This window comes from Rhodococcus sp. PSi06 (assembly GCF_054960675.1).
The window spans coordinates 1-13,854 of sequence record NZ_JBHNYO010000002.1 but is presented as its reverse complement, the minus strand read 5'-3'; the positions used below and the strand labels follow the sequence as shown (position 1 = coordinate 13,854).

The window sequence follows — 13,854 nt, the reverse complement described above, 5'->3', positions numbered from 1 at the left end:
GTAACGAATCGGAGCCTCGATCGATGGTCACGGTGGTGCGTGCCGCGGGAGATCTCGAGTATTCGATAGGCAATACTGATGTGATCGGACCGGGCGCGTCGAACAGGCGTGCGTGGTCGGCAACGCGCAGTGCGGGAGCGAGACGGGCGACCGACAGTTTTCGCTCGATGTGAGGAGTTTATTCGGATGGCTGTGGAGGATTCGGGAACAACGGGCGAGAGCGGACGATCGGGTGGCAGGCGTCGGCGCCCCTCCCGGCCGCGCAGGCCGCGCGCAGTACTTCTCCCCGATCTTCTCGCCTCGGCCGTCGAGTCCGATCCTGCCGCCACCGCTCTCGTGTTCGAGGGGCGCACAGCCTCCTATGCAGAACTCGACGAGCGATCCTCCAAGATCGCTCGCCTACTGATCGATCGCGGCGTCGGACCAGGAGACTTCGTCGCCTTGGCCATCTCTCGGTCCGACGTTTCGGTGACGTGCATGTGGGCAGTGTCGAAAACCGGCGCAGCATTCATACCGATCGATCCGACATACCCGGCGGACCGAGTCGAGTACATGGTCGCCGATTCGGAGGCCGTGCTCGGGCTGACCACGCCCGAGTTCGCACAATCGCTGTCGTCGACGGTCGATTGGCTCGTCATCGACGATGCCGAGACAGAGAAGAGCATTGCCGCGCAGAGTGCGGAACCCGTAACAACCGAAGATCGGTTACGCGCACTCGATGCCGCGCACGCGGCGTACATGATCTACACGTCAGGTTCGACAGGGAAGCCCAAGGGCGTGGTGGTCACCCACACAGGTCTGGCGAACTTCTTTCAAGAACTGCTCGAGCGCTTCCCGCTGACCGCGGAATCAAGAGTCCTCCACCTGGCCTCGCCGAGCTTCGACCCGTCCATCTTCGAGATCATCCTGGCCGTCGCACGAGGATCGGTTCTGGTCATCGTGCCGAGTTCAGTGCTCGGTGGCGAAGAGCTCGCGGCGCTGATTCGAGACAATCGAGTCACACACGCCTTCATCACGCCATCGGCCCTGGCATCGGTGGATCACACGGATGTCGACTCGCTCGGAACCATCTTCGTCGGCGGTGAAGCCTGCCCGCCCGAGCTCGTCCGCCGGTGGGCGCCCGGGCGCGCATTGCACAATCTGTACGGACCGAGCGAAACTACGATGACCACCAGCGCTTCGGAGCCCATGGTGGCGGGAGCTCGAGTCACGATCGGCGGTCCTATTCGCGGAATGGGCGCCCATATTCTCGATGCGGCGATGACACTGGTTCCGGACGGAGTCGCGGGAGAGCTCTACCTGTCCGGACCGGCACTCGCTCGTGGTTACCACCGCCGACCGGGCTTGACGGCAGATCGCTTCGTGGCCAACCCGTTCGCCGACGCCGGTACGCGGATGTATCGCACCGGCGACCTTGTGCGATGGCGTGTCGAAGACGGCCACCGAACGATGGAGTTCCTGGGCCGCAACGACTTTCAAGTCAAGATACGGGGATTTCGGATCGAGTTGGGCGAGATCGACTCGGCTCTGACCGATCACCCCGGCATCGAGTTCGCAGTGACGGTCGGGCGCGAGACGCCGTCAGGGGCTACTGTCCTGGTGTCGTACGTTCTTCCGACGTCGCCGGCGGATTTCGATGAGAATGCGATAAAATCATTCCTCGCGGAACGACTTCTCCGGCAGATGGTTCCAGCAATGCTGGTTCGGTTGGATTCGATTCCGCTGACTCCGGTCGGAAAGCTGGATCGTGCGGCTCTGCCCGCCCCGGTGTTCGACACCGTCGAGTTTCGGGCACCCTCGTCGGAACTAGAGACAACCATCGCGGAAATATTCGGCACGCTGCTCGGGATCGATCGGGTCGGAGCGGACGACGACTTCTTCGAACTGGGCGGAAACTCGCTCATCGCAACGCAATTGGCGTCTCGACTGGGTGCCGCGACGGGCGTGCGCGTTCCGCCTCGCCTGATCTTCGAGGGATCCACCGTCGCGGAACTGGCGCTCCGGGTCCAAGCCGGAACATCGGAGGCGGCGCACCCGCCGCCTCGGGCGCTACCGCGGCCGGACCGGATCCCGCTGTCGCTGGCGCAGCAACGGATGTGGTTCCTGAACAGATTCGACACCGACTCGGCCGCGAACAACATCCCCGCGGCTATTGCCCTCGATGGTGACCTCGATGTTCAGGCACTCACGCTCGCCGTGGCAGATGTGATCGAACGACACGAATCGCTCCGTACCTCCTATCCCGAGATCGACGGCATCGGCTATCAACTGGTGCACACTTCCGCTGACAGCGGGGTCGTGTTGCGCTGCGAATCGATCGACGAGGAGCTCGCGCTCGATCGCGTGCGCGCCCTGGCCTTCGGCGGATTCGACGTCACCAGAGAGGTTCCGCTCCGGCTCGCCCTCTTGAATGTCGGTGAGCACAGGTACGTCTTCGTCATCGTTGCGCACCACATCTCTGCCGACGGAGCGTCCATCGCACCTCTGGTGGGCGATATCATGATCGCGTATTCTGCCCGCGCAGAAGGGCGAGTGCCCGAGTTCGCTCCTTTACCAGTCCAGTACGCCGATTATGCGCTCTGGCAGCGTGAGTTGCTCGGCGCGGACGATGATCCCGAGTCCGTCGGGGGCCGCCAGATCGCCTTCTGGAGAGAAACTCTGGCAGGTCTTCCAGAGCAGATCGATCTGCCGACCGACCGGCCGCGTCCACTCGATCCGACCGGGATCGGGCGGGTCGTGGAGTTCGAGGTCGATAGTTCGATCACCGCCGAACTCGACCGTGTGGCACGCGCGCAGGGCGCGTCTCTTTTCATGGCGGCGCACGCTGTTTTCGCAGTCCTGCTGTATCGATTGTCGGACTCGGTCGATGTGGCCATCGGTGCCCCCACCGCCGGCCGTGGTGAGGAGGTTCTCGACGACCTCATCGGAATGTTCGTCAACACCTTGGTCCTGCGTTCGGTCGTGGATCCGGCAGAGTCGTTCGAGGAGTTTCTCGCCCGCACCCGAGAGGCCGATCTTCAGGCCTTCGCGAATGCCGATCTACCTTTCGAGAGGTTGGTGGAGGTTCTCGATCCCACCAGGTCCGGCGACCGGCATCCGCTTTTCCAGGCCGCCTTGTTCTTCCAGAACCACGCGACGATGTCGCTCGAACTTCCCCAGCTCTCCATCGAACCGCTCGCTCTCGGTGAAGTGGTGTCCAAGTTCGACCTCCAACTGGTACTGGAAGAACGCGAAAGCGGCAGCGAAAATCGCTCGATCTCGGGCACGTTCACTTACGCCGCAGACTTGTTCGACGAGGGGACCGTCCGGCGTTTCGCGGATCGATTCCTGGCGATCGTGCGGCAGGTCGTTGCCGATCCGACGGCACCTGTCGGCGATATCGACCTACTCGGCGATGCCGAGCATGCGGTGGTATCGGCGCAGTCGGCTGCGGATGAGGTGCCCGTGGACGATCGCGCTGTCCTGGACGCCTACTGCGCGCAGGTCGAGGTCACACCGAACGCTACGGCCGTGGTGTTCGGTGACGATGAGCTGACGTATCGGCAGTTCGACTGCCGCGTGAATCGGCTCGCACGTCACCTCATCGGCCGGGGAGTGGGACCCGACGTTCTCGTCGGAGTGTCGATCCGTCGGTCGATCGATCTGGTCGTTGCCATCTACGCCGTGCTGCGGGCGGGCGGTGCGTACGTTCCGATCGACCCCGATCTGCCGGCCGAGCGCACGGCCCACATTCTCAGAACCGCAAACCCACTGTGTGTGTTGACCGTTCGCGCCGAGACGTCGACGGCACTGTCCGGTTCTCTCGTCGTCGCCGTCGACGAGTCGGAACTTTCCGACCTCGATGGTTCGCCAATTCGAGTCGACGAAGTGGTGCGTACCGACAACGACGGACTCGCTTACGTCATCTTCACCTCGGGATCCACGGGCAATCCGAAGGGCGTCGCAGTCTCTCACCGGGCAGTGGAGAACCAGCTGGTATGGATGACTCAACAGTATGCGCTGGGCCGTTCCGACGTCTACTTCCACAAGACCGCAACGACATTCGACGTGTCGGTGTGGGGTTTCTTCCTCCCGCTGCGCGTCGGGGCAACCCTTGTCCTGGCGACGCCCGACGGCCATCGCGATCCCGAGTACATCTCGCGCGCCATCGCCCGATACGCAGTCACGGTCACCGACTTCGTTCCGTCGATGCTGTCGGTGTTCGCCGCACACGCTCGGGCAGCCGAATGCGCTACTCTGCGTGATGTTTTCGTTATCGGAGAAGCGCTTCCTCCCGAAACCGTCACCGATTTCGCCGCGATCAGCGATGCCCGACTGCACAACCTGTACGGGCCTACCGAAGCCGCGGTATCGGTCACCTCGTTCCAAGCGCAGCCGGGGGTCACGGGCTCGGTACCGATCGGCGTCGCCGAATGGAATGTGGGCGCAGTGGTTCTGGACCGTCGACTCCACCCCGTTCCCGCGGGTGTGCAGGGGGAGTTGTATCTGACCGGACGCCAACTGGCGCGCGGGTACGTGGCTCGCCCGGATCTGACATGCGATCGATTCGTCGCCGACGTCACCGGCTCGGGTGGCCGCATGTACCGCACCGGAGACCTCGTTCGTCGGCGACTCGACGGCATCCTCGAATACATCGGGCGAAGCGACTTCCAAGTCAAGTTCCGTGGCCAACGCATCGAACTAGGCGATATAGAGTCCGCCCTGCTCAAGTCCGCAGACGTCGGTCAGGTCGCAGTACTCGTGGTCCCCGTTGCGACAGGAGACCAACTGGTGGCCTATGTGGTCGCGGCTCAGGGAGCAGCGGTGGATCGAGCGGGGCTCACTGCTTTCGCCAAGAACCTCTTGCCCGCATACATGATTCCCGAGACATTCGTCGTGCTCGAATCATTCCCCCTCAATTCGAGCGGAAAGCTCGACCGGCGAGCGCTGCCGGCTCCATCGTTCGAAAGTCGTGACTACCGAGCGCCGTCGACGCCCATCGAGGCGATAGTGGCATCGGCGTTCTCCGACGTTCTCGGAGTGGATCGCGTCGGTCTCGACGACGACTTCTTCGAGCTCGGCGGCAACTCCCTGATCGCAACGAGACTGGCCGCCCGTGTCGGTGCTGCGTTGGGATGGCATGTGCCCGTGCGTGATCTGTTCGAGTTCTCCACCGTGTACTCGTTGGCGGCCGCGGTCATGTCTCGATCGAACGAGCGAGCGATGCCCACCCTCGGTCCGGTCGAGCGACCCGCGACCGTGCCACTGTCCTATGCCCAGCAACGGATGTGGTTCCTGAACCGATTCGATGTCGACTCCTCTGCCGACAATCTTCCGCTCGCAATTTCTCTCGACGGTGATCTCGATATCCCAGCTTTGCAAGCGGCGATCGCTGACATCGTGCACCGGCACGAGTCCTTGAGGACGCTCTACCCAGAGGTGGACGGACGTGCACAACAACTGGTCCTGACCGAGAGGTATCCGCTGCCCGACATCGACCCGCAGCCGATCGCCGCCGGCGACATGGTGACCGTCCTGACCGAGGCAGCGATGGCCCCGTTCGACGTGACTCGGGAAGTACCGTTGCGCGCCTCTCTGTACCGTCTCGACGAACGCCGACACGTCCTGATGGTCGTCGTTCATCACATCAGCGGTGACGCGTTCTCGATGGGCCCATTGGCGCGAGATCTCGTCGCGGCCTACTCGGCACGCACGGCAGGCACTGCTCCCGGCTGGGCTCCGCTCCGGGTCCAGTACGCCGACTACACCCTGTGGCAGAGAGAAGTGCTCGGTGAGGAGGACGATGCCGACTCGTTGATGGCATCGCAACTCGATTACTGGACAACAGCTTTGGCGGGGATTCCGGACCGAATCGACCTGCCGACCGATCGGCCTCGGCCCGCTGTGGCGAGCAACGCAGGTGCCGCCGCGCGGTTCGACGTCGACCCTCAGGTTCACGCCGGTCTGGCCCAAATCGCACGTGAAAACGGGTCGACGCTGTTCATGGTCGTTCACGCGGCCCTGGCAGTGATGCTTGCTCGGTTGTCGGCCAGCGATGACGTCGTGGTCGGCACCCCGATCGCCGGGCGCGGCGACGCTGCTCTGGACCAACTGGTCGGCATGTTCGTCAACACCCTTGTGCTGCGGACCGGCGTGTCACCGAACGAGACCTTCGTAGATGTCCTCCGCAGTGTCCGAGATTCGGACCTCGAAGCGTTCGCCCACGCGGACGTCCCGTTCGAGCGGCTCGTGGAAAAGCTCAATCCGGAACGCTCGCAGGCCCGTCACCCGCTGTTCCAGATCGCCCTCTCGTTTCAGAACACCGCGACGGACTCGCTCGAATTGCCTGGACTGAAAATTGCAGGCGTCGACATCGAAGACACGACGGCCAAGTTCGACCTGCAGTTCACTCTGTCCGAACGCGTGGATCGCGACGGTGGTGCGGCGGGGATCGAAGGCATGATCACCTATGCAACAGACCTTTTCGACGCCAGTTCGATCGACACTCTGGCGTCGCGGTTCGATAGTGTTCTGAGCCAGGTTTCGCTCGACCCGAATGTCGTAGTGGGGGACCTGGAGCTGTCCGCAGCGTCCGAAGTCGAGCAGCTCCTGCGCGCGCCGGTGGGAACCGTCGAACCACGTCGACTCGTCGACCTGATGGCCGATGCGGTCGCAGCGAACCCGAGTGGGATTGCGCTCGAGCTCGGAGATGTCTCGCTGACGTACCGTGAACTCGACGAGAGGTCGTCGCTGCTCGCCGATCAGCTGATCCGGCGGGGGATCGGCCCAGGTGATGCGGTCGCCGTAGCCATCGTGCGTTCGATCGAATCGGTCACTGCGGTATGGGCAGTGGCGAAAACGGGTGCCGCGTTCGTGCCTGTCGATCCGAACTATCCTGCAGATCGAGTCGAGTTCATGCTCTCCGATTCGGGTGTCGACATCGGTCTGACCACGGTGGATTCCCGAGACGGTCTTCCTTCAGGCCCGGATTGGCTTGTGGTCGAGCAACTTTCGGGCACGGCGGGCGATGCTGACGCTGCAGGTGCGTTGCAGGCACGACCGGGCCGGGTAGACGACGCCGCGTATTACATCTACACCTCGGGCTCGACGGGAAAGCCCAAGGGCGTGATGGTCACTCATCGAGGGCTGGCGAATTTCGCCGCTGAGCAGCGCGACCGATACGGGTTGTCCACCCATTCCAGGTCTCTGCACTTTGCCTCTCCCAGCTTCGACGCGTCCGTTCTCGAGCTCTTACTCGCCGTCGGATCCGGATCGACTCTCGTCGTCGCTCCTCCGATGACGTACGGAGGCGGCGAGCTCGAGGCGTTGCTGCGCGAGCAGCGCATCACTCACACATTCCTGACTCCGACCGTGCTGGGGTCGCTGGATCCGGCCGCAGTCGGCGGTGTGGAGGTCGTCGTGGCCGGCGGGGAGCACTGCAGCCCGGAATTGATGGCGCGGTGGTCTGAGCAGGTCGCCTTCTTCAACGGTTACGGACCGACCGAGACCACGATCATGACCAACATCAGCGACGCACTCACGCGCAACGACCTGCTTTCCATCGGTGGCCCTATCCGTGGAATGTCCTCGTACGTGCTCGATTCACGGTTGCGTCCTGTCCCCCTCGGTGTTATCGGAGAGCTCTACATCGCAGGGGTTCAGCTCGCTCGGGGTTACCACCGCAGACCCGGACTCACCGCCGACCGCTTCATCGCGAACCCGTTTCTGGGCGCTGGATCACGCATGTATCGAACTGGGGACCTGGTGCGCTGGCGAGCTGCGCCGGCCGGCAACGTGATCGAATACGTGGGTAGGTCGGACTTCCAGGTCAAGATCCGCGGCTTCAGAATCGAGCTCGGTGAAATCGACTCGGTCATCGCGTCGTACCCCGGGGTGGACTTCGTCGCGACCATCGGCAAGACGCTCGCGTCCGGTGGTGGAGCGTTGGTCGCGTACGTGCGGCCGATGTCCGGGTCGGTAGTGGACAGCTCCGAGCTTCTCGCGCACGTCGCTCGCGCCGTGCCCGCCCACATGGTGCCGTCCGCGGTTGTGCTGCTGGATCGAGTGCCCCTGACTCCGGTCGGCAAGCTGGACCGAAATGCGTTGCCGGATCCGGTGTTCGACTCCGTCCCGAGCGCGGAACCGACAACGGCGACCGAGCGCGCCCTGAGCGAAGTGTTTGCCGAGGTCCTCGGCGTCGACCGAGTGGGCGTCGACGATTCGTTCTTCGCCCTCGGAGGCGACAGCATCGTCTCGATTCAGCTGGTGTCGAGAGCCCGTGCCCGTGGGTTGAATTTCGGCCCACGCGATGTGTTCGAGCGAAAGACTGTCGCCGGACTTGCGGAGATCGTCGAATCCGGTGTCTCGGTCGTGCTCGAGGAGCTACCAGGTGGGGGGGTGGGCACGATTCCGCTGACTCCCGCCGTCGGCTTCATGGTGGAGCGCACCGGCGGTTCCGATCGCTTCACCCAGAATTTGGCTGTGGAACTACCGGTCGGCATCACAAGCGAGCAATTGGTCGCCACCTTGACCGCCGTCGTCGATCGTCACGACATGCTCAGAGCGGTCCTGCACGCTGACGAGTCCGGAGTCCGAACCCTCGAAACTCGTCCACCGGGGACGGTGGATGTCGAGTCGGCCGTGACCAGGACGACCTATGCGCCGACCGCGACCGCCGAAGAACTCGTCGAGATCGCAGCGGACGCTCTCGAAGAGTCGCTGAGCGCACTGGCCCCCGCGCGAGGTTCTGTCACCAGATTCGCGTGGCTGGATCCTCGAACGGAGGAGGGCGACGCGCTCGGAACCGCCGGTCGGTTGATCATCTCGGCGCACCATCTCGTCGTCGACGGTGTTTCCTGGCGAATCATAGTGCCGGATCTGATCGCAGCGTGGGTTCAGGTCTCGAGTGGCTCCGCGCCCACTCTGGCGGTCCCCGGAACTTCGTTCAGAAGATGGGCCCACGCCCTCGAAGAGAATGCACGTGGGGCCGAACGGCAAGCCGAGCTTCCCTACTGGAACACCGTTCTCGACGGTATCGAGGTGCCCGTCGGAAGCCGAGAATTCGACCCGTCGATCGACCTTGCCTCATCGGTACGCAAGGTTCACATCGAACTCGACGAAGCTACGACCGAAGCGTTGACCACGAAGGTACCTACCGCGTTCCACGCAGGCGTCGACGACATTTTGCTGGCCGCGCTCGGGCTGGCCGTCGTACGATGGCGCGCCGAGTACTCGTCGTCGGTGTTGGTCCGACTCGAAGGACATGGGCGCGAAGAGGAACTGGTGCCCGGTGCCGACCTCTCGCGCACGGTCGGTTGGTTCACCAGTATCTATCCGGTCCGACTCGATCTCGGTGGGGTCGATGTCGAGGACGCGTTCCTCGGTGGGCCCGGGGCCGGCGATCTGATCAAGTCCGTCAAGGAACAGCTGCGGGCAGTGCCCGACAAGGGGCTCGGCTACGGGTTGCTGCGATACATGGGCGATCCGGACGTTGCTCCGCCCTCCGCTGCACGTGCGCAGATCAGCTTCAACTACCTCGGACGGGTGTCGGCTGCCGACATCCCCGAGGGCATGTCGCAGTACGGCTGGATTCCTTCCGGTGATCTCGGCGACCTCTCGGGTGTTCCCGACGACGATGCACCGGCGATGGCACCGGTGGATATCAACGCGATCGTGATCGGCGGACGGCTGACCGCGGACTTCGGCTTCCCGGACACACTTTTGTCGGAGACTCGGGTGCGAGTGCTGGCCGAGTTGTGGCAATCGACACTGGAGTCGATCGTCGCTCACGTCGGCCGGCCGGGTTCGGGTGGTCTTACGCCCTCGGACGTGCCGCTGGTCGACGTCGCGCAGCGTGATATCGAGCGCTGGGAGGCGGCGCGTACCGGCGTGGTGGACATCTGGCCACTATCACCATTGCAGAACGGACTGCTCTTCCACGCGCTGGTTGCCGAATCGTCGACCGACGTCTACACCACCCAGGTGCAGCTGTATCTGGGCGGTGAGGTGGATCCGAGCCGGCTCCGTACTGCCGCCGAGCGCATTCTGTCCAGATACGCGAACTTACGGACGGCATTTCTGCGTGACTCCGAAGGTAATGCCGTGCAGGTAGTCGTCGACGCGGTGGACGTGCCGTGGCGAACCGTCGACCTCGAGGGGGCGGGCACGGCAGCCGTGGATCAGGTGCTTCGTGAGGAGCAGGCGCGCGGGTTCGATATGACGACCCCGCCACTGATTCGGTTCATTCTGATCCGGACGGGTCCGGACTCCTGGGTGCTTGCCGTAACCAGCCACCACATTCTCCTCGACGGCTGGTCGATGCCGGTTCTGATGAAGGATCTCTTGGTGCTCTACGCAACGCACGGTGACACCACCCCGTTGCCACGAGTTCGGTCGTATCGGAACTTCTTGGAGTGGATCTCCACTCGGGATCTGGCGATGTCGTTGACGGCATGGAAGCAGGCGTTCGACGGAATCGACGAACCGACGTTCCTCGCGCAGAACGCGGTGAGCTCCGGCAGCGAGCTCGAGGTTGACGAGTTCAAGCTGGTGCTCGACGAATCGGCGACTTCGCGGATGGCCGCAGCGGCGTCGAAGCTCGGCGTCACCATGAATACCCTTGTGCAGGTCGCTTGGGGAATTCTGTTGTCGCGCTTGATGACCAGAGACGATGTCGTGTTCGGGACGACAGTATCGGGTCGACCGGCCGAGCTGGACGGTATCGAGTCCATGGTCGGATTGTTCATCAACACGGTCCCGGTGCGGGTCGCGCAGAACCCCCGGATGACGGTCGCTGAGCTCGTCGACCGAGTTCAGAACGAGCAGTCGGGGCTGCTGGATCACCACTACGTCGGATTCACCGACATCGCCGAGGCCGTGGGGGAGGGCGCGCTGTTCGACACACTCGTTGTGTTCGAGTCGTATCCGATCGACACCTCAGGGCTGTCTGCAGCGAGCTCGATCGACGGCATGTATGTCACCGGTGTGGAAACCAAGGATGCAACTCACTATCCGCTGACCCTGGTGGTGATGGCGAATACCATAGTCACCTTCACGTTGAAGTACCTGAAAAATCTGTTCGGCAGCGACGACGCGTCCCAGATCACCTCTCGCTTCGTACGCGTACTCGACGCCGTCGTCGCGGACGACACGCGTTCGATCGGTTCGATCGACATCCTCGATCCCGACGAGCGAAAGTTGGTTCTCGACTCCTGGAGCGGTTCTGCCGATATCGCGGCGGTAGACGACACGCTGATCTCGCTGTTCGAGAGCAGGGTCCGGACCTCACCGGACTCGGTGGCGGTTGTCTGCGCCGGTACTCGGATCACCTACACAGAACTCGACGAGCGTGCGAACCGCCTTGCTCGTGTTCTCGTCGACGGGGGAGCTGCTCCGGAAACGCTGGTGGCTATTGCTCTTCCGCGAGGTGTCGACATGGTCGTCGGCCTCATCGCGGTCCTCAAAAGCGGGGCCGGCTACCTACCGATCGACACCACGTTGCCTGCAGAGCGTGCTCGTTTCATGCTCGACGACGCACGGCCTGTTGCACTGTTGACCGACAGTGACGGCAGCAGTTCGTTGGCGGACTCGGGTGTGCCTGTACTCGACATGCACGGGTCGGGAACGGACGATCGGCCAGCGGGTCCGATCGGTGCCGATGAGCGTCCATCGGGTTCGAGCAGTGCCCGGTCGCTGGCATACGTCATATACACCTCCGGTTCGACCGGTGTGCCGAAGGGGGTCGCCGTCCCGCACGAGAATGTAGTGCGGTTGTTCCGCAATACCCACGCGCTCTTCGATTTTCGTGAGACCGATGTCTGGACGATGTTCCACTCGTTCGCGTTCGACTTCTCCGTCTGGGAGATCTGGGGCCCGCTGCTGCACGGTGGTTCACTCGTGATCGTCGACTACGAGACGTCACGGTCGCCTCGAGAGTTCGCGGAGTTGGTCTCGTCGGAAAACGTCACCGTACTGAGCCAAACGCCCTCGGCGTTCTACCAGTTCGCCGAGGCAGATCGGCAGGGTGGGCATCGCACCAATGCACTGCGTCATATCGTGTTCGGCGGGGAAGCACTCGAAACCGAGAAGCTGTCCACATGGTTCGAGCGCTACGGTTCTTCGGGTCCGGTGCTGACCAATATGTACGGCATCACCGAGACGACCGTGCACGTGACACATCACGCCATCGACCACACCGGAAGCGAGGCGCACAGTCCGATCGGTACCGCGATCGATGGCCTCGGAACATATGTACTGGACCAAGGACTGCGCCCTGTTCCGGCCGGCGTCATCGGTGAAATCTACGTTCATGGTGGTCAACTGGCACGCGGTTATCTCGGTCGGTCGGCGCTCACGGCGGGCCGATTCGTCGCCGACCCCTTCTCGAATGCGGGGTCGGCCATGTACAGAACGGGCGACCTGGCGCGGTGGACCGAAGAGGGGACCCTCGACTATCTGGGTCGAGCAGACTCGCAGGTGCAATTGCGCGGTTTCCGAATCGAACTCGGAGAGATCGACGCTGCGCTGATGTCGGCACCGGGTGTGAAGCAGGCAGTCTCTGTCATGCGTGAGGACAGTTTGCTGGGGGCCCGAATCGTCGGCTACGTCGTCGGCGACGGTGCTCCATCGACCGAGGCAGTTCGTGCGCACCTGGCGGCTCGACTCGCGTCCTACATGGTGCCCGATGTACTGGTCGTGCTCGATTCGCTACCGCTCACCGTCAACGGAAAGCTCGACCGTCGTGCGTTACCGGATCCAGAGGTCCGACGGCTCGAGTATCGAGAGGCTCGGACGATATGGGAAGTGGCGGTAGCTGCGTCGGTCGGTGATGTGTTGGGACTCGATGAGGTCGGTCTCGACGACCGCTTCTTCGATCTGGGCGGTAACTCGCTGACAGCGGCCAAGCTTGCATCGCAGATACGATCGCGCTGCAATGCGACGGTTTCGGTGCAATGGATCCTGACCGAACCTACTGTCGAATCGTTGGCAAAGCGGATCCAGACGTCGGTGGAGTCGGCCGAGGGCGACGCGCCGACAGATTCTCTCGCCGCCGTTTTCCCTATCCGCGCCGACGGTGACCGACCGGCGTTGTTCTGCATCCACCCGATGGTGGGACTGGCGTGGAACTACGCGACACTCGGTGGATCTCTCACCGTGGGGCGTCCCGTGTACGGACTCCAGCTACCGAGACTGACTGCGGACGTGCCTCGAGTCGACAACCTGGTCGATCAGGCGCAGGTCTATGTTCAGGAGATACTGCGCGTCCAGCCGGCGGGCCCGTACCACCTGATGGGCTGGTCGTTCGGTGGCGTGCTGGCACACGCCATTGCCGTGGCCTTGCAGGAGTTGGGTCACGAGGTCGCCACGCTGGCCATGCTCGACAGCCTTCCGCGCGTCGACGAATCCGCCTTTGCTCAGGAGTTCTCGGAAAACTTGAGGGCCCTGGGAATCGATATCGGTACCGGCCCGAAGAGCAGCGTCCTCGATGACTCCGTGCGAGAGCAGATCGTGTCTGTGGTTCGGTCACAGGTCGGTCTGTTCGAGGACGATCAGGTTCTCGAACTTTTGGACGAGGCAGTCGCCAGTGCGGCCAGGATCAACGGTTACAGCCCAAGTGTCTTCAAGGGTGACCTGCTCTATTTCAGTGCAGCGCTGGATCATCCGACGCCGGCCGATGCCGCAGAGCATTGGATCGATTTCGTCGTCGGTGACGTCACCGAGATTCCCATCGACGCTTCGCATGGTGATATGACCACCGCGGAGTCGCTTTCCACGGTCGGCCGCGAACTCGACGCGTGGATGGTGCGTGCGGGAAAGGATTGAGAATTCTCCGAACGGTCGTGGGGGGGGGGGGGCCGGGGGGGGGGGGGGGGGGGG

General features: G+C 63.2%; 1 protein-coding gene. It reads left to right on the top strand.

Translation table 11 applies throughout. From position 1 onward, the window contains the following. The first annotated feature begins 186 nt into the window (after positions 1–186). Positions 187–13,800: a non-ribosomal peptide synthetase gene (locus tag ACFI9K_RS02670; RefSeq protein WP_462662114.1), complete on the top strand. Its 13,614-nt coding sequence runs from the start codon at positions 187–189 to the stop codon at positions 13,798–13,800. The last annotated feature ends 54 nt before the right edge of the window (positions 13,801–13,854 follow it).